This window comes from Streptomyces sp. NPDC090025 (assembly GCF_044748125.1).
Taxonomy (GTDB): Bacteria; Actinomycetota; Actinomycetes; order Streptomycetales; family Streptomycetaceae; genus Streptomyces.
Genome location: NZ_JBIVFL010000003.1, coordinates 92,333 through 110,529, shown reverse-complemented (window position 1 = coordinate 110,529; position 18,197 = coordinate 92,333). Strand labels below are relative to the sequence as shown.

The following is an 18,197-nucleotide window of genomic DNA, read 5'->3' as shown; positions in this document are numbered from 1 at the left end:
GGGCCACGGCTCAGCCGCCGTGGTAGGCGGCGGCGACCCGTGCCGCGAGCAGCACATTGCCCCGTACCGCCGCCAGGTTCGCCTCCAGGGACGCCCCTTCCGTGTGCACCGTCAGATATTCCAGCAGGAACGGGGTCACCGCCTGCCCCGTGATGCTCTTCTCGCGCGCCGCCGCCAGCCCCGCCGCCAGCACCCGGTCGTGCAGCGCCGGGTCCAGCTGGCGCTCGCGCGGCACCGGGTTGCCCACCACGAGCGCCGCGCACGGCCCGCCCAGCTCGTCCTGGGCGCGCATCAGCGCGGCCACGCCCGCCGGGGTCCGCACCGTCCAGTCGACGCCCTCGCCCGACGAACTCAGGTAGAAACCGGGGAACATGTCCGTGCCGTAGCCGACGACCGTCACGCCCAGCGTCTCCAGGCGCTGCAACGTCGCCGGGACGTCCAGGATCGACTTCACGCCCGCGCACACCACCGTGACGCCGACCTGGGCGAGCAGCCGCAGGTCCGCCGACTCGTCCTGGGTCTCGGCCCACTCCCGGTGCACCCCGCCGAGGCCGCCGGTCGCGAAGATCCGGATGCCGACGGCGTCGGCCAGCCACGTCGTCGCCGAGACCGTCGTCGCGCCCGACACCCCGGCCGCGAGCGCGGGCGCCAGATCACGCTGGCCCAGCTTGCGCACCGAGGGGTCCTCGGCGATCCGGGCCAGTGCGGCCGGGTCGAGCCCGACCCGGGCCACCCCGTCGAGGACCGCGATGGTGGCGGGCACCGCGCCGCCCTCCCGCACCAGGTCCTCCAGCTCCTGGGCGACCTTCAGATTGCGGGGGCGCGGCAGGCCGTGCGCGATGATCGTCGACTCGAGCGCGACGACGGGCCGCCCCTCGTGGAGGGCTTCCCTGACCTCTTCGGACACCTGTGTGGACATGCTGGATCTCTGGCGCGGCCGTCCGCGGCGCAAACCTCGGCGCCGTACATCGGCCGACGCGCGCCGGGAGTCGGCCGGTCCGCACCCGGTGGGGGAGCGGGTACGGAATCGGTGCCGCGTCCGGTACGCCGGGGGCCCCGGGGCGCACCCCGGCGCGCGCCCGCGCGGCAAACCCCCGCTGCGGATTCCGTCGCGCCGGCCGGTCCGAAGAACCCGCTGGTCGGAGCAGGAAACGGAAGGTGCGGGTCCATACCGTCCCGGCGGTGGGAACGCGCCGGGACCCCGCTACAGTCACCGGCCATGACGACTTACGCACAGCCCTCCTTCGCCGTCCACATCCCCGACGCCGAGCTCGAGCCCGACCCGCTCGACCCGGCCCAGATCGTCTCCGGCACCCCCGAGGTGACCGGCAAGGTGCTGTGGGAGTCCGCCGACGGCAAGCAGATCCGGGGCATCTGGCAGATCACCCCCGGCGTCGTCACCGACACCGAGGCGAACGAGCTGTTCGTCGTCGTCAGCGGCCGGGCCACCGTCGAGGTCGAGGGCGGCGAGACCCTGGAGGTCGGGCCCGGTGACGCGTGCGTGCTGCGCGAGGGCGACCGCACCACCTGGACGGTCCACGAGACGCTGCGCAAGGCGTACCACATCAGCCTCTGAGGTCTCGGGGGCCCCGGGGTACGGGAGGGGCGGGCGTACGGGCGTACGGGAGGGCGGATCCCGGCCCTCCGCCCGGCCGCCGCGCCGCCGGGTTCAGGCCCGGCGCACCGCGCCGCGCAGCACCAGCAGCGTCATCGGCACCAGCAGGCAGGCGCCCACCACGTTCAGCCAGCCGTAGCCCACCTGCGAGACGATCAGTCCCGCGACGAGGCCGCCGAGACCGGCCGCCGTGTTCATGATGGTGTCGGAGAGGCCCTGTACGGCGGCCCGGGCCGCCTGCGGGACGGAGTCCGTGAGCAGCGCGGAGCCCGAGACCAGGCCCGCCGACCAGCCGAGACCGAGCACGAAGAGGCCGAGCGCGGTCTGCCCGTGGCTCGGGCCCGCCGTACCGGCGAGCAGCGCCGCGGTGGCGATCAGCGCCACCGCGAGGCCGATCACCGACAGCCGGCCGAGCCGGTCCGCGAGCCAGCCCATCAGCGGCGAGAACGCGTACATGCCCGCGATGTGGCCGCTGATCACCAGACCGATCAGCCGGATGTCCGCGCCGTGGTGGGTGAGGTGCACCGGGGTCATCGACATGATCGACACCATCGCGGTGTGCGAGCACGCCACCGTCACCAGGGCGATCCGGGCCCGGGTGGACTCCCGCACCGCGGTGAGACCGGCCCGCAGCGAGCGCCCGGCGGCCCCCGTGGCCTCCTCGGGTCCGGCGAGCGCGCGGGCGGTGAGCAGCGGGTCGGGCCGCAGCAGCACCGCCACCATCACGGCGGCGACGACGAACACCCCGGCCGCCCAGACGAACGGTCCCGCCGTGGCCGGGATGCCGAACCCGGCGACGCTCTCCCCGGCGGGGGCGGCGATGTTCGGGCCGAGCACCGCGCCGACCGTGGTCGCCCAGACCACCGTGGAGATGGCCCGGGCCCGCCGGTCCGGCTCGGCGAGGTCCGCCGCCGCGAACCGGGCGGCGAGATTGGCCGAGGAGCCCGCGCCGAACCCGACCAGGCCGAGCAGCAGCAGCGGGAAGCTGTCGGCCACCGCGCCGAGCACCGCGACACAGGCGCCGACCGCGCCGACCAGATACGCGAGCACCAGACCGGCCCGCCGGCCGCGCCGGGCCATCAGCGAGGCCAGCGGCATCGCGAGCAGCGCGGGCCCGGCGACCGTGGCCGTCGACGCGAGACCCGACATCGCCTCCGTACCGCTGACGTCCTTGGCGAGCACGGCGGCGAGCGCCACACCGGTGGCGATGCCCAGCCCGCCGAGGATCTGGGTGCCGATCAGCACCGCCTGGATCCGGCGCCGCAGCGCGGGCAGCCGGGCGGCGGAGAGGCCGGTGGATATCTCGCCGGAGAGCAGGGCGTCAGGAGCGTCAGGGGTGCTGGTCACTGACGCATAGTGCCAGCCGTCCCACCAGGTGGGAACACGGCCCGGGCACCCCGGCACCGGCCGCACCGCCCGTACCGCCCGCGCGGGCACCGGCATCGCACCACCGGCCGTGCGCCGGGCTCAGAACAGCGGCTCCGGCAGCACTCCCTCCAGGGCGAGCAGCCGCCGCTTGGTCTCCAGACCGCCGCCGAAGCCGCCGATCCCGCCGTCGCTCTCCACCACCCGGTGGCAGGGCACGACCACCGGCAGCGGATTGGCGCCCATCGCCGCCCCCACCGCCTGCGCGGCCGACGGCCGGCCCACCCGGCGGGCCAGGTCCCCGTAGCCCACGACCGCGCCGAACGGGACGGACCCGGCCAGCTCGCGCAGCACCTGGCGGTTGAATCCGGTCACCAGCGTCCAGTCGAGCTTGACGTCGAAGCTCCGCAGGTCCCCGTCGAAATAGGCCGCCAGCTGCCGTATCGGCTCGGCGAGCCGGCCGTCGGCGCGCTCCACCAGCTCGCCGCCGAACGCCGCCGCGAGCCGCTCCAGGGCCCGCTCACGGACCCGTCCGTCCGCGTGGAAGACCACGCTCACCAGCCCCCGGTCCGTCGCGGCCAGCAGCAGCGGGCCGATGGAGCTGGGCACCACGGCCCACTCCACCCGCCCCGTCGCCACGGCCGCCCCCGGCATCTCCTGTCCCATGGCTGCCACCGTACGGCCCGGCACCGACAACCGGTCCCGCCAATTCCCGGACCCCGTGGCCGGACGGGCCACAGGGACGCCATAATCCGATAGCGCTACTCAGCGGTACCGACTGTTTTCGGACGACGTTGCACCAGCGGTGCCAGGGGTGTGGAGGACGGACGCTCATGCAGGGCACGGTCGACGGATTCAGCTACGGCCTGGTCACCCCGGTGGCCGCCTTCCTCATGGCCTGCCTCGGCGGCGCCCTGGGACTGCGCTGCACCACCCGGTCGCTGCGGCACCAGGAGACCTTCAAGGCGGGCTGGCTCGCGCTCGGCGCCACCGCGATCGGCAGCGGCATCTGGACCATGCACTTCATCGCGATGATGGGGTTCTCCGTCCGGCAGGCCCCGATCACCTACGACCGGCCCATCACCTTCGCCAGCCTCGCCGTCGCCGTCGTCATGGTCGGCATCGGCATCTTCATCGTCGGCTACAAGGGCGCCACCACGCTCACCCTGGTCACCGGCGGCACCATCACCGGGCTCGGCGTCGCCACCATGCACTACCTGGGCATGGCCGGGATGCGCCTGCACGGGCAGATCGGGTACGACAGCCGCACCGTCGCGCTCTCCGTCGTCATCGCCGTGGTGGCCGCCACCGCGGCCCTGTGGGCCGCCGTCTCCGTCCACGGCTTCCTCGCCAGCCTCGGCGCCAGCATCGTCATGGGCCTCGCGGTCAGCGGGATGCACTACACCGCCATGGCGGGCGTCGACGTCCGGCTGCACGGCACCCCCGGCACCGGCGCCGGCGACACCGCCACCTCGCTGCTGCTGCCCATGCTGATCGGCCCCGGCGTCTTCCTGCTGCTCGCCGCCGTCGTGGTCATGTTCGACCCGCTGCTCGTCATGGGCGAGCCCGACTGGCAGCCGCCCAGCGCGCGCGGCGGCTACCGCCACGGCGCCCCCGGCGTGCCCGCCCCGCGCCGCGGCCCCGCCGCCCACGGCGAGCCCGCCAACTGGTCCGCAGGCCGGCCCGCCGCCCGCTCCGGCCGCCGCTCCGCACAGCGCCACGCCTACCGCTCGCAGGACTGGTAGCACCCACCGGCGGCCGATCGGCCCCCGGTTGTCAGTGCCGGGTCGTACGGTGGTTCCATGCGGCCCGTTTCCAAGATCGAACGTACGGTGGCGCCCTTCGAGGTCGTCAGTCCCTACCAGCCGAGCGGCGACCAGCCGGCGGCCATCGCCGAGCTCGAAAAGCGCGTCCGCGCCGGAGAGAAGGACATCGTCCTGCTCGGCGCCACCGGCACCGGAAAGTCGGCGACGACGGCCTGGATGATCGAGAAGCTCCAGCGCCCCACCCTGGTGATGGCGCCCAACAAGACCCTGGCCGCCCAGCTGGCGAACGAGTTCCGCGAGCTCCTGCCGAACAACGCGGTGGAGTACTTCGTCTCGTACTACGACTACTACCAGCCCGAGGCGTACGTCCCCCAGTCGGACACGTACATCGAGAAGGACTCCTCCATCAACGAGGAGGTCGAGAGGCTGCGCCACTCCGCGACCAACTCGCTGCTCACCCGCCGCGACGTCATCGTGGTCGCCTCCGTCTCCTGCATCTACGGCCTCGGCACCCCGCAGGAGTACGTGGACCGCATGGTCGACCTCAAGGTGGGCGACGAGATCGACCGCGACCGGCTGCTGCGCCGCTTCGTCGACATCCAGTACACCCGCAACGACCTCGCCTTCACCCGCGGCACCTTCCGGGTGCGCGGCGACACCATCGAGATCTTCCCGGTGTACGAGGAGCTCGCGGTCCGCATCGAGATGTTCGGCGACGAGATCGAGGCGCTGTCCACGCTGCACCCGCTCACCGGCGAGGTCATCAGCGACGACGAGCAGCTGTACGTCTTCCCCGCCAGCCACTACGTCGCGGGCCCCGAGCGCATGGAGCGGGCCGTCAACGCCATCGAGGCCGAGCTGGAACAGCGCCTGAAGGAGCTGGAGAAGCAGGGCAAGCTGCTGGAGGCCCAGCGGCTGCGGATGCGCACCACGTACGACATCGAGATGATGCGCCAGATCGGCTCCTGCTCCGGCATCGAGAACTACTCGATGCACTTCGACGACCGAGAGCCCGGCTCGCCCCCCAACACCCTCCTCGACTACTTCCCCGAGGACTTCCTGCTGGTCATCGACGAGTCGCACGTCACCGTCCCGCAGATCGGCGCCATGTACGAGGGCGACGCCTCCCGCAAGCGGACCCTCGTCGACCACGGCTTCCGGCTGCCCTCCGCGCTCGACAACCGCCCCTTGAAGTGGGAGGAGTTCCAGGAGCGGATCGGCCAGACCGTCTATCTGTCCGCCACCCCCGGCACCTACGAGCTGTCCCGAGGCGACGGCTTCGTCGAGCAGATCATCCGCCCGACCGGCCTGGTCGACCCCGAGGTCGTCGTCAAGCCCACCGAGGGCCAGATCGACGACCTGGTGCACGAGATCCGGCTGCGCACCGAGCGCGACGAGCGGGTCCTGGTCACCACCCTCACCAAGAAGATGGCCGAGGACCTCACGGACTACTTCCTGGAGCTCGGCATCCAGGTCCGCTATCTGCACAGCGACGTCGACACCCTGCGCCGCATCGAGCTGCTGCGCGAGCTGCGCGCCGGTGAGTACGACGTGCTCGTCGGCATCAACCTGCTCCGCGAGGGCCTCGACCTGCCCGAGGTCTCCCTGGTCGCCATCCTCGACGCCGACAAGCAGGGCTTCCTGCGCTCCGGCACCTCGCTGATCCAGACCATCGGCCGCGCCGCGCGCAACGTGTCCGGCCAGGTCCACATGTACGCCGACACCATCACGCCCGCGATGGCCCAGGCGATCGACGAGACCAACCGGCGGCGCGACAAGCAGATCGCGTACAACACGGCCCACGGCATCGACCCGCAGCCGCTGCGCAAGAAGATCAACGACATCGTCGCGACCATCGCGCGCGAGGAGATCGACACCGAGGAGCTGCTCGGCTCCGGCTACCGCAAGGCGAAGGAGGGCAAGGGCGCCAAGGCCCCGGTCCCCTCGCTCGCCGCGCACACGCCGAAGGGCAAGGGCGCCAAGTCCGGCTCCACCGTCGAGCTCGGCGACCGGCCCGCGACCGAACTCGCCTCGATCATCGAGGAGATGACCGAGCGGATGCGGGCCGCCGCCGCCGAGCTGCAGTTCGAGGTCGCCGCCCGGATCCGGGACGAGGTCTCCGAACTGAAGAAGGAGCTCCGCCAGATGAAGGAGGCGGGCATGGCCTGACCGGCCCCGCCGCCCCACCGGCCCGTCCCGTTCCCGGGGCGGGCCGGTGTGTTGCAACAACGACACAAAACCGGCCCGGTCCGGGCAGGTTGTCAGTGCCCCTGCGTAGGGTGCTGCTCACACCGATGAGAGGGGCAGCGCGTGACGGTCAACATGACCAAGGGGCAGGCCATCAGCCTGGAGAAGCAGGGCGGAGGCAGCCTGACCTCCGTGCGGATGGGGCTCGGCTGGCAGGCGGCACCCCGCCGCGGCCTGTTCGGCTCGCGCACCCGCGAGATCGACCTGGACGCCTCCGCCGTCCTGTTCGCCGACAAGCAGCCGGTCGACGTCGTCTTCTTCCGCCACCTGGTGAGCGACGACGGCTCCGTCCGGCACACCGGTGACAACCTGGTCGGCGGCGTCGGCCAGGGCGGCGACGACGAGGCCATCCTGGTGGACCTCGCCCGGGTCCCGGTCCACATCGACTCGATCGTCTTCACGGTGAACTCCTTCACCGGCCAGACCTTCCAGGAGGTGCAGAACGCCTTCTGCCGCCTGGTCGACGAGACCAACGGCCAGGAGCTCGCCCGCTACACGCTCGACGGCGGCGGCGCGTTCACCGCGCAGATCATGGCCAAGGTCCACCGCAGCGGCTCCGGCTGGCAGATGACGGCCCTGGGCAACCCGGCCAACGGGCGCACCTTCCAGGAGCTGATGCCGTCGATCTTCCCGGTGCTGTAGCCCGGCGCCCGCCGCCGCACACCTTCCGACCGAACAGACGGAGCAAGATGACCGCCGAGCTGGTCCGGGGACAGAACCACCCCCTGTCCCACACCCGCCTGGAGATCCGGGTCTCGGCCGGTCATCCGGTCCTCGCCGCGGCCGCCCTCGGGGACGAGCACGGCCGGATCCCCGGACCCGACGCCCTGGTCCACCCGGGGTCCGCCGACGTCCCCGGTGTCGAGGTGCCCCGGCAGGCCGCCGCCCGGCACCGGCTCGCGCTCGACCTCGGGGCGGTACGGGACTCGGTGCACCGGGTCTCCGTGCTGCTCGCCCTGCCGGCCACGGGCGGCGGGCCGAGCCGCTTCGGCGCCTCGGCCGCACCCGTCGTCACCGTCACCGAGACCGGCACCGGCGGGGACGCCGTCCCGGTCGCCAGCTACACCATCACCGGACTCGACCGGGAGTCCGCGCTCGTCGCCCTGGAGCTCTACCGCCGCCAGGGCGCCTGGAAGGTCCGGGCCGTCGGCCAGGGGTACGAGGGCGGGCTCGCCGCGCTCCTCGCCGACCAGGGCCTCGACGGCGCCGCCACGCTCGCCGGTGCCGTCCTGGACGCCGTCGCCCAGAGCCTGGCCCGCGCGGTCGCGGCACCGCCGCCGCGCGCCCCGGACACCGACCGGGTCCCGCGCCCCGCACCGCTCACCCGGGCGGCCGACCCGGCCGCCGCCACACCGGCCACCGGCACACCGGCCACCGGCACACCGGCGGCCGCCCACCCGGCACCGCCCGCCACACCGCCGACCGGGCCCGGCACCACCGGCGGCCCGATCGACTACAGCCACCCGCGCCGCCGCCCCGCGCCCGCGTCCGCACCCGTCCAGGCCGCCGCACCCGCCACCGCGCCCGACGGCTTCCCGGTGCCCGTCGCCGGGGACGCCTCCGGCTGGAGCATGGACGAGCGGCTCTACAACCAGGTCTGGGGGATGTTCGAGGACCTCGCCAGGACCACCGCCGCCTACCGCAGCGCCTGCCGCTTCGCCGAGAACCGCCTCGACCAGGAGCTTGACCGGCTGCTTTCCGACCCGCGCAATCGCGTCGGGGGTGCGGGCGACGCCGCCAGGGCCGCCGCCAAGGCCCGGCACGACGAGCTCACCGCCCGCGCCCAGGAGGCGCTGGACCGGGACCTGGCCCAGCTCGTCGCCGAGTCCGAGGTGGTCGAGCCCGCGCTGCCCGCCGCCTACGCCCGCTGGGACAGCCCGGTCTGGCAGGGCTACCGGGTGCCGATGGAGCCCCCGATGGCCGTCCGGCTCGGCGATCTGCAGCTGCCCGAGCGCTCCGGCCTGCGCGTCCCGTTCCTGGCCAGGCTGCCGCTCGCGCGCGGCCTGTGGATCGACAGCGGCCCCGGCGGCTCTCCGGCCGCCGGACTGCTCGACCAGGCCGAGCTGCGCCGCCTCGCCCTGGACACCGCCGTCGCCCATGTCGTACGGCTGCTCGCCGCGTATCCGGCGGACGCCTACCGGGTCCGGATGATCGACGCGGCGGGCGCGGGCGCCGCGGCCTTCGCGCCGCTGGTGGCGGCGGGCGTCCTCGCGGGCCCGCCGGCCGCCGGGGCCGCCGGGGTCTCGGCCGTCCTGAAGCAGCTCACCGAGCGGGTCGACCTGCTCCAGATGGCGGCCAGGGCCGGGGCCGACGAGGATCTGCCGCCCGGCCTCGACACCGCCGAGGAACTGCTGATCGTCCATGACTTCCCGCACGGCTTCGACGACCGGGCGGTCACCCAGCTGCGCTACCTCGCCGACGAGGGCCCGGCGGTCGGCACCCAGCTGCTGCTGATCGCGGACCGGGCCGACGCCGCCGCGTACGGTCCGGTGCTCGATCCGCTGTGGCGCTCCCTCATGCGGCTCACCCCGGTGCCCGACGACCACCTGGCCGACCCCTGGGTCGGCCATGCCTGGACGTACGAGCCGCCGGTCTTCCCGGCGGGCAGTGGAGTGCTCCGTCAGGTGCTCGGCCAGCTCGCCGACGCCCGTCGGCAATGGGGCCACTGACCTGCGGTTTTGGAATGACTTTAGGTATCTCTTTACCAATCCTTGGTCATTGGGGTAGTCTTTTTCGTGCGGAGGGGAGTACTCCCCATGCGCGGCGTACCCGTCAGTACGGACAGGTCGGACATCTGATCCCGGGGCGCCGGCCCGGGACGTCCCGGGTGGAAGAGACCTCCGGCAACGACGAGGCTGATCACAGCCGTACGACGCCGGAGGCGCAGTGGACGTTTCTTTGACCCTGTGGGTGCTGACCATTCTCGGTCTGGGCGCCCTGATCGCGGTCGACTTCTTCATCGGGCGCAAGCCGCACGACGTGTCGATCAAGGAAGCCGGAATCTGGACCGTCGTCTGGATCGTGCTCGCCGCACTGTTCGGCATCGGCCTGCTGATCTTCGGCAACAGCCAGGCGTCCGGCGAGTTCTTCGCCGGATTCATCACCGAGAAGTCGCTCAGCGTCGACAACCTCTTCGTCTTCGTCCTGATCATGGCGAAGTTCTCGGTGCCCTCCCACCTCCAGCAGCGCGTGCTGCTCGTGGGTGTGCTGATCGCCCTGGTGCTGCGCGCGATCTTCATCGCCGCCGGTGCCGCGATCATCGCCAGCTTCTCGTGGGTGTTCTACATCTTCGGCGCGTTCCTCATCTACACCGCCTGGAAGCTCATCCAGGAGGCGCGCTCCGACGAGGAGGAGGACGACTTCGAGGAGAACCGTCTCCTCAAGACGGTCGAGAAGAAGTTCGGCGTCGCCGACCGCTACCACGGCACCAAGCTCTTCATCCGGAACAACGGCAAGCGGGTGCTGACCCCGCTGATGGTCGTCATGCTGGCGATCGGCACCACCGACGTGCTGTTCGCCCTCGACTCCATCCCGGCGATCTTCGGCCTCACCCAGGACCCGTACATCGTCTTCACCGCCAACGCGTTCGCCCTGATGGGTCTGCGCCAGCTGTACTTCCTCATCGGCGGTCTGCTGAAGAAGCTGGTCCACCTCAGCTACGGCCTGTCGGTGATCCTCGGCTTCATCGGCGTGAAGCTCGTCCTGCACGCCCTGCACGAGTCCGGGGTGCACGTCCCGGAGATCTCCATCCCGGTCTCCCTGGCCGTCATCTGCGGTGTCCTGATCATCACCACGATCACCAGCCTCATCGCCTCCAAGAAGCAGTCGGAGCGCGAGGCCGCCGAGGCGGCCGCCGCCGACACAGCCGAGCGGGACAGCGTCGAGGCGCCGTAACCCGTCACCGAGAACCAGCACCGCACCGCACCGCCACGCACCGCGCCCGCCGTCCACCCCCTCGGGGGCGGACGGCGGGCGCGGCCGCGTGTGCGACGGGGGGAGCGGGACGGTGGCTCAGGCGGGGGCGTGCTCCGGGGCCGGGGCCTTCGCCCGGGCCGGCAGGGTCTCCGGGAGCAGCGCGAAACAGCCCAGGCTGATCAGCGCCACCACCGTCAGATAGGCCGCCACGCCCCACGGCGGGCCCGAGCCGCCCTCCGACAGGGCCGTCGCCACGATCGGCGTCAGCGCCCCGCCGAGCACCCCCGCCAGGTTGTAGCCGACCGCCGCGCCGGTGCAGCGCACCCGCGGCTCGTACAGCTCCGGCAGATACGCGGCGACCACCGAGAACATCACGATGAACGCGAGCAGCGAGCCCAGGAAGCCGAGGAACATCAGCGCGGGGCGCGCGGTGTGCAGCAGCGCCACCATCGGGAACATCCACAGGGCCGAGGCCGCGCAGCCCGCCAGGCACATCGGGCGGCGCCCGTAGCGGTCGCCCAGCATCGCCACGAACGGCGTCACCGCGCCCTTCACCGCCACCGCCGCCATGACACAGGTCAGCATCACCGTGCTGGGCACCCCGAGCCGTTCGGTGCCGTAGGCGAGCGCCCAGGTGGAGACCGTGTAGAAGACCGCGTAGCCGACGGCCAGCGCGCCCGCCGTCAGCAGCACCAGCCGCCAGTGGTCGCGGAAGACCTCGGCCAGCGGCGCGTTCGCCCGGCGGCCCTCGGCGGCCAGCTCCTCGAAGCGCGGGCTCTCGGCGAGCGAGGAACGCAGCGCCAGGCCGAGCGCGGCGAGCACACCCGCCGCCCAGAACGGCACCCGCCAGCCCCAGGAGCGGAACTCGGCGTCGCTCAGGCCCGCGGTCAGCGCCAGCATCACGCCGTTGGCGAGCAGGAAGCCCACCGCCGGGCCGATCTGCGGGAAGCTCGCCCACAGCGCCCGCTTGCCCTCAGGGGCGTGCTCGGCGGTCAGCAGCACCGCGCCGCCCCACTCGCCGCCGAGGCCGAAGCCCTGCAGGAAGCGCAGCACGAGCAGCAGCACGGGCGCGGCGATGCCGATCGTCTCGTACGACGGGACGCAGCCGACCGCGACGGTCGCGCAGCCGGTCAGGAGCAGCGAGGCGAAGAGCACCGGGCGGCGGCCGTGCCGGTCGCCGATGTGGCCGAAGAAGACCGAGCCGAGCGGCCGGGAGAGAAAGCCGACCGCGAACGTGCCGAAGGCGGCGAGGGTGCCCGCGAGCGGGGAGAAGGTCGGGAAGAACAGCGGTCCGAGGACGAGCGCGGCGGCCGTCCCGTAGACGAAGAAGTCGAAGAACTCGATGGCGGTGCCGACCAGGGACGCGGCGGCGAGCCGCCCCATGGAGGGCGAAGGACGGGGCCCGGCCGCGGCCGTGGGCGGCGACTGAGCGTGACTGTGGCGCATGTCGCGCCAACTACCCGCCCGGGGCCCTGGTTACGGGGGCGCGTGGTGGCGCCCCCGGGGTCACCAGGGGCGCCTTCGGGTCACCAGCCGCGCTCGCGCCACTCGGCGAGGTGCGGGCGCTCGTCACCCAGGGTGGTGTCCTTGCCGTGGCCCGGGTAGACCCAGGTCTCGTCCGGGAGGACGGCGAAGAGCTTGCCCTCCACGTCGTCGATCAGGCTCGCGAACGCCTCCGGGTCCTTCCACGTGTTGCCGACGCCGCCGGGGAACAGGCAGTCGCCGGTGAACACGTGCGGGTGGCCGTGCGGGTCGTCGTAGACCAGCGCGATCGAGCCCGGGGTGTGCCCGACCAGGCGGCGCGCGGTCAGCTCGACCCGGCCGACGGTGATCGTGTCGCCGTCCTCCACCCGCACGTCGGTGGCGACCGGGATGCCCTCCGCGTCGTACGCGCCCGCGTACGTGGTGGCGCCGGTCGCCTCGACGACCTCGGCGAGCGCCTGCCAGTGGTCCCCGTGCCGGTGGGTGGTCACCACGGCGGCGATGCCGTCGTCGCCGATCAGCGTGAGCAGGGTGTGCGGCTCGTTGGCCGCGTCGATCAGCAGCTGCTCGCCGGTGGCCCGGCAGCGCAGCAGATACGCGTTGTTGTCCATCGGGCCGACCGCGACCTTGGAGATCATCAGATCGGTCAGCTCATGCACGTCGGCGGCCCCGCCGACCTTCACCGCTCCGCTGTACGTCATGCCCTCACCCTAGCCCTGGCCACCCGCGGAGGTGAGCGGCCAGGGCTCCAACAGCGGTTACAGGGGCGGGAGCTCCGGCAGGCCGGGGCCGGCGAGGACGGCGAGGTGGGCGCCCTGGTCACCGCGGCCGGAGAGCCAGCCGAGGATCTCGGCCGCGGTGCCGCCGAGGATCACCGGGGTGCCCTCGGTGCCGCCGGTGTGCCAGTCGGGCTTCGACTCGTCGAAACCGAGGCACAGGGCGACCGGGGGGACGTCCGGGCGGCCGGACCAGCGGTCGGCGAGGAAGGCGATCTCCCGCTCCGTGAAGTCGTCCGGGAGGTCCTCGAGGTCGTAGCCCGCGTCGAGGTCGACATGGTGCAGGGCCACCTCGACCCAGCGCCGGAACGGCACCCGGGAGGCGGTGTCGGTGACGCCGTTGCGGAGCTCGACGGTACGGGCCCAGTCGGCGGGCTCGTCGCCGAGCGCCTGGAAGCGGGCGGCGGATTCGCGCAGGTCGGCGAGGTGGACGGAGAGCGGGCGGGCGGCGTCGCGCGCGATGTCGGCGTCGCGGGTCTCGGCGTCCCGGTACATCGGCAGGCCCTGGAGGACGTTCACCAGGGCGTCGGCGTTGCGGGAGAGGTGGGCCAGGACGTGGCCACGGGTCCAGCCCGGAAGCCGTGACGGCTCGGCCAGCGCCGCGTTGTCCCAGGAGGAGACCGTCTCGACGAGCCGGTCGGTCGCCTCGCGCACGGATGCGAGGTCACGCACATGGTCGATCATGGCGCCGACCCTAGGGGGTGCCGGGCGGCCGGGGCCAGGCACCCCGGGTCCCCGGGGCCGGGGCCGGGCCGCCGACCAGCGCGGCGGGCGGCGCGGAACAGGCATCCGCGCCACTCCTTCGGGTGAAGCGGGCCGCCTGAAGACGGAAATCGAATGCACGTGCTATAAGCTCGGCGGAAGCATCCGGCATCCTTGGTTGTTGGGTGTTCAGGCACATCCGCTCTCTCAAGAAAGGTGCGGACCGGAGTGGCCGACCGTCTCATCGTCCGTGGCGCGCGCGAGCACAACCTGAAGAACGTCTCGCTCGATCTCCCCCGCGACTCCCTCATCGTCTTCACCGGGCTGTCCGGGTCGGGCAAGTCCTCCCTCGCGTTCGACACGATCTTCGCCGAGGGGCAGCGTCGGTACGTCGAGTCGCTCTCCTCGTACGCCCGCCAGTTCCTCGGCCAGATGGACAAGCCGGACGTCGACTTCATCGAGGGCCTGTCGCCGGCCGTCTCCATCGACCAGAAGTCGACCTCGCGCAACCCGCGCTCCACGGTCGGCACCATCACCGAGGTCTACGACTACCTCCGGCTGCTGTTCGCCCGCATCGGCAAGCCGCACTGCCCCGAGTGCCGCAGGCCCATCTCCCGGCAGTCGCCGCAGGCCATCGTCGACAAGGTCCTGGAGCTGCCCGAGGGCAGCCGCTTCCAGGTGCTCTCGCCGCTGGTGCGCGAGCGCAAGGGCGAGTTCGTCGACCTCTTCGCCGACCTCCAGACCAAGGGCTACAGCCGCGCCCGGGTCGACGGGCAGACCATCCAGCTCAGCGAGCCGCCGACGCTCAAGAAGCAGGAGAAGCACACCATCGAGGTGGTCGTCGACCGCCTCACCGTGAAGGACAGCGCCAAGCGCCGCCTCACCGACTCCGTCGAGACCGCCCTCGGGCTCTCCGGCGGCATGGTCGTGCTCGACTTCGTCGACCTCGCGGAGGACGACCCCGAGCGCGAGCGGATGTACTCGGAGCACCTCTACTGCCCGTACGACGACCTCTCCTTCGAGGAGCTGGAGCCGCGCTCCTTCTCCTTCAACTCGCCGTTCGGCGCCTGCCCCGACTGCACCGGCATCGGCACCCGGATGGAGGTCGACCCCGAGCTGGTCGTCCCCGACGAGGAGAAGTCTCTCGACGAGGGCGCCATCCACCCCTGGTCGCACGGTCACACCAAGGAGTACTTCGGCCGCCTGATCGGCGGGCTGTCCCAGGCCCTCGGCTTCCGCACCGACATCCCGTACGCGGGACTGCCGCAGCGCGCCAAGAAGGCCCTGATGTACGGCCACAAGACCCAGGTCGAGGTGCGCTACCGCAACCGGTACGGTCGCGAGCGCTCCTACACCACCCCCGCCTTCGAGGGCGCCGTCTCCTTCGTGAAGCGGCGGCACAGCGAGGCCGAGAGCGACTCCAGCCGCGAGCGCTTCGAGGGCTACATGCGCGAGGTGCCGTGCCCCACCTGCCAGGGCACCCGGCTGAAGCCGATCGTCCTCGCGGTCACCGTGATGGACCGGTCCATCGCCGAGGTCTCCGCGATGTCGATCAGCGACTGCGCCGAGTTCCTCGGCCGCCTCACGCTGAACGCGCGCGACAAGAAGATCGCCGAGCGGGTCCTCAAGGAGGTCAACGAGCGGCTGCGCTTCCTGGTCGACGTCGGCCTCGACTACCTCTCACTCAACCGCGCCGCGGGCACCCTGTCCGGCGGCGAGGCCCAGCGCATCCGGCTCGCCACCCAGATCGGCTCCGGCCTGGTCGGCGTGCTCTACGTGCTCGACGAGCCGTCCATCGGCCTGCACCAGCGGGACAACCACCGGCTCATCGAGACCCTCGTCCGGCTCCGCGACATGGGCAACACCCTGATCGTCGTCGAGCACGACGAGGACACCATCAAGGTCGCCGACTGGGTCGTCGACATCGGCCCCGGCGCCGGTGAGCACGGCGGCAAGGTGGTCCACTCCGGCCCCTTGAAGGAGCTGCTCGCCAACCAGGAGTCGATGACCGGGCAGTACCTGTCCGGCCGCAAGGCGATCCCCACCCCGGACATCCGCCGCCCCATCGACCCGGGCCGCACCCTGACCGTGCACGGCGCCCGCGAGAACAACCTGCGGGACATCGACGTGTCCTTCCCGCTCGGCGTGCTCACCGCCGTCACCGGGGTGTCCGGATCCGGGAAGTCGACCCTGGTCAACGACATCCTCTACACCCACCTGGCGCGCGAGCTGAACGGCGCCAAGTCGGTGCCCGGCCGGCACACCCGGGTGGACGGCGACGACCTCGTCGACAAGGTCGTGCACGTCGACCAGTCGCCGATCGGCCGCACCCCGCGGTCCAACCCGGCGACCTACACCGGCGTCTTCGACCACGTCCGCAAGCTGTTCGCGGAGACGATGGAGGCCAAGGTCCGCGGCTATCTGCCCGGCCGCTTCTCCTTCAACGTCAAGGGCGGCCGCTGCGAGAACTGCTCCGGCGACGGCACCATCAAGATCGAGATGAACTTCCTCCCGGACGTCTACGTCCCGTGCGAGGTCTGCCACGGCGCCCGGTACAACCGGGAGACCCTGGAGGTCCACTACAAGGGCAAGTCCATCGCCGAGGTCCTGGACATGCCGATCGAGGAGGCCCTGGACTTCTTCGAGGCCGTCCCGACGATCTCCCGCCACCTGCGCACCCTGACCGAGGTCGGTCTCGGGTACGTCCGGCTCGGCCAGTCCGCGCCGACCCTGTCCGGCGGCGAGGCCCAGCGCGTCAAGCTCGCCTCCGAGCTCCAGAAGCGCTCCACGGGCCGTACGGTCTACGTCCTGGACGAGCCGACCACCGGCCTCCACTTCGAGGACATCTCGAAGCTGATCAAGGTCCTGTCCGGCCTGGTCGACAAGGGCAACTCGGTGATCGTCATCGAGCACAACCTGGATGTCATCAAGACCGCCGACTGGGTCGTCGACATGGGTCCCGAGGGCGGCAGCGGCGGCGGTCTGGTCGTCGCCGAGGGCACGCCCGAGGAGGTCGCCGCCGTCCCCACCAGCCACACCGGCAAGTTCCTGCGCGAGATCCTGGGCGCCGACCGGGTCAGCGACGCGTCGGTCCCGGCCGCGCGCGGCACCAAGAAGGCCGCGGCGAAGAAGGCTCCGGCCAAGAAGGCCGCGCCCGCGAAGAAGGCCGTGGCGGCCAAGAAGGCGGTGACCGCCAAGAAGGCACCGGCGAAGAAGACCACCACCCGGGCCCGCAAGGACTGACGCCCGCCGCCCGCCCGCGTCACCGCGAAGGGGGCGCCCCCGCCGGCCGCCCGTCGGCCGGGGCGCCCCCTTCGCGGTGTCACCCGCTCTTCAGCCCGCCAGCTCCGCCGGGTACGGCGGCTCCGCGCCCGCCCGGGTGCAGGTGACCGCCGCCGCCCGGGCCGCCCGGCCCAGCAGCGCCCGCCACTCCTCGGCCCCGAGCCCGCCGAGCTCCGCCGAGGTCCGGTCGCCCAGCCCGTGCAGCAGCGCCGCGTTCACCGTGTCGCCCGCGCCGATGGTGTCCACCACCGCCACCGGGACCGCCGGGACGGACACCTCGCCCCGGCGCGTGAACACCGTCAGACCCGCCGCGCCCCGGGTCAGCACCACCGCGGCCGGACCGCGCGCCAGCCACTCGGCGGGGGAGCCGCCCAGCCACCGGGCGTCCTCCTCCGACAGCTTCAGGAGCGACACGGCCGGCAGCCAGCCCGCGAACCGCGCCCGGTAGCCGTCCGGGTCCGGCAGTAGCCCGGGCCTGATGTTCGGGTCGAGCAGGGTCAGCAGCCCCGCCCGCGCCGAGCGCCGCAGCAGCGCCTCGTACGCGCTCGCGCCCGGCTCCAGGGCCAGCGAGCAGGTGCCGAACGCCACCGCCCGTACCCCGTCGGGCAGCCGCTCCGGCAGCGTGAACAGCCGGTCCGCGGTGCCCTCCACATAGAAGCCGTACCGCGCCGAGCCGTCAGGACCGACCGAGGCGACCGCCAGCGTCGTCGGCTCGGGCCCGCGCTGCACCAGACCGGTCGCCACCCCCGCCGCCCGCAGCCGCGCGATCAGCGCGTCACCGAAGGCGTCGGTCGAGACCCGGGAGCAGAAGGCGACGTCCGCGCCGAGCCGCCCGAGGGCCACCGCGGTGTTGTACGGGCCGCCGCCCGGCCGGGGCAGCAGCGGCGCGAGGGGGTCGGGGGTCCCGGCCGGGACCAGGTCGATCAGGGACTCACCGGCGACGACGATCACGTACCGGAACGTAGCCCATCGCCCGCCTTCAGGGGCAGGGGCCCCGCACCCCGGCCCGCGCCCCGGCCCGCACCCCGGCCCGCGCCGACCTCCCGG

The 18,197-nt window shown here is 72.7% G+C and carries 14 protein-coding genes; 7 read left to right on the top strand and 7 right to left on the bottom strand.

All coding sequences use genetic code 11. From position 1 onward, the window contains the following. Window positions 1–10: 10 nt before the first annotated feature. Entirely contained in the window at window positions 11–919 is a 909-nt protein-coding gene (locus ACIPXM_RS09875) for a pseudouridine-5'-phosphate glycosidase (RefSeq protein ID WP_401653899.1), read from the bottom strand. Window positions 920–1,219: 300 nt separating this feature from the next. On the opposite strand from ACIPXM_RS09875, the gene ACIPXM_RS09870 reads away from it, so the two are divergent. Continuing rightward, window positions 1,220–1,576 carry a cupin domain-containing protein gene (locus ACIPXM_RS09870; protein WP_401653897.1) on the top strand — a complete coding sequence of 119 codons (357 nt, stop codon included), beginning with the start codon at window positions 1,220–1,222 and terminating at the stop codon, window positions 1,574–1,576. 93 nt (window positions 1,577–1,669) lie between these two features. On the opposite strand, the gene ACIPXM_RS09865 is transcribed toward ACIPXM_RS09870, so the two are convergent. Then, window positions 1,670–2,962, bottom strand: coding sequence for an MFS transporter (locus tag ACIPXM_RS09865; protein ID WP_401653896.1), 1,293 nt, complete (start codon window positions 2,960–2,962; stop codon window positions 1,670–1,672). Window positions 2,963–3,082: 120 nt separating this feature from the next. Next, entirely contained in the window at window positions 3,083–3,646 is a 564-nt protein-coding gene (locus tag ACIPXM_RS09860) for a methylated-DNA--[protein]-cysteine S-methyltransferase (RefSeq protein WP_401653895.1), read from the bottom strand. A gap of 167 nt (window positions 3,647–3,813) precedes the next feature. Here ACIPXM_RS09860 and ACIPXM_RS09855 point away from each other — a divergent pair, with 167 nt between their 5' ends. From ACIPXM_RS09855 to ACIPXM_RS09835, 5 genes are all read left to right on the top strand, one after another. Continuing rightward, window positions 3,814–4,725 carry an MHYT domain-containing protein gene (locus tag ACIPXM_RS09855; protein ID WP_401653893.1) on the top strand — a complete coding sequence of 304 codons (912 nt, stop codon included), beginning with the start codon at window positions 3,814–3,816 and terminating at the stop codon, window positions 4,723–4,725. Between the two features lie 57 nt (window positions 4,726–4,782). After that, window positions 4,783–6,915, top strand: coding sequence for an excinuclease ABC subunit UvrB (uvrB, locus tag ACIPXM_RS09850; RefSeq protein WP_401653891.1), 2,133 nt, complete (start codon window positions 4,783–4,785; stop codon window positions 6,913–6,915). Window positions 6,916–7,056: 141 nt separating this feature from the next. Continuing rightward, entirely contained in the window at window positions 7,057–7,635 is a 579-nt protein-coding gene (locus ACIPXM_RS09845) for a TerD family protein (RefSeq protein WP_401653888.1), read from the top strand. 47 nt (window positions 7,636–7,682) lie between these two features. Beyond that, complete coding sequence (locus ACIPXM_RS09840; protein WP_401653886.1) at window positions 7,683–9,662, top strand: TerD family protein; 1,980 nt, start codon at window positions 7,683–7,685, stop codon at window positions 9,660–9,662. Window positions 9,663–9,879: 217 nt separating this feature from the next. Further along, window positions 9,880–10,887, top strand: coding sequence for a TerC family protein (locus ACIPXM_RS09835; protein WP_401653884.1), 1,008 nt, complete (start codon window positions 9,880–9,882; stop codon window positions 10,885–10,887). Between the two features lie 117 nt (window positions 10,888–11,004). Here ACIPXM_RS09835 and ACIPXM_RS09830 read toward each other — a convergent pair whose 3' ends face one another. The 3 genes from ACIPXM_RS09830 to ACIPXM_RS09820 form a co-directional block, all read right to left on the bottom strand. Then, a complete protein-coding gene (locus ACIPXM_RS09830; protein WP_401654784.1) occupies window positions 11,005–12,291 on the bottom strand; it encodes an MFS transporter in 1,287 nt (428 codons plus the stop codon). A 143-nt stretch (window positions 12,292–12,434) separates the two neighbouring features. Next, complete coding sequence (locus tag ACIPXM_RS09825; RefSeq protein WP_401653882.1) at window positions 12,435–13,091, bottom strand: MBL fold metallo-hydrolase; 657 nt, start codon at window positions 13,089–13,091, stop codon at window positions 12,435–12,437. Window positions 13,092–13,148: 57 nt separating this feature from the next. Next, window positions 13,149–13,850, bottom strand: a complete 702-nt coding sequence (locus ACIPXM_RS09820; protein ID WP_401653880.1) for a maleylpyruvate isomerase family mycothiol-dependent enzyme — start codon at window positions 13,848–13,850, stop codon at window positions 13,149–13,151. Between the two features lie 246 nt (window positions 13,851–14,096). Here ACIPXM_RS09820 and uvrA point away from each other — a divergent pair, with 246 nt between their 5' ends. Then, window positions 14,097–17,111: an excinuclease ABC subunit UvrA gene (uvrA, locus tag ACIPXM_RS09815; protein ID WP_401653877.1), complete on the top strand. Its 3,015-nt coding sequence runs from the start codon at window positions 14,097–14,099 to the stop codon at window positions 17,109–17,111. Window positions 17,112–17,201: 90 nt separating this feature from the next. Here uvrA and ACIPXM_RS09810 read toward each other — a convergent pair whose 3' ends face one another. Then, window positions 17,202–18,101 (bottom strand): carbohydrate kinase, encoded by a 900-nt coding sequence (locus tag ACIPXM_RS09810; RefSeq protein ID WP_401653875.1) that lies wholly within the window; start codon window positions 18,099–18,101, stop codon window positions 17,202–17,204. Window positions 18,102–18,197: the final 96 nt, after the last annotated feature.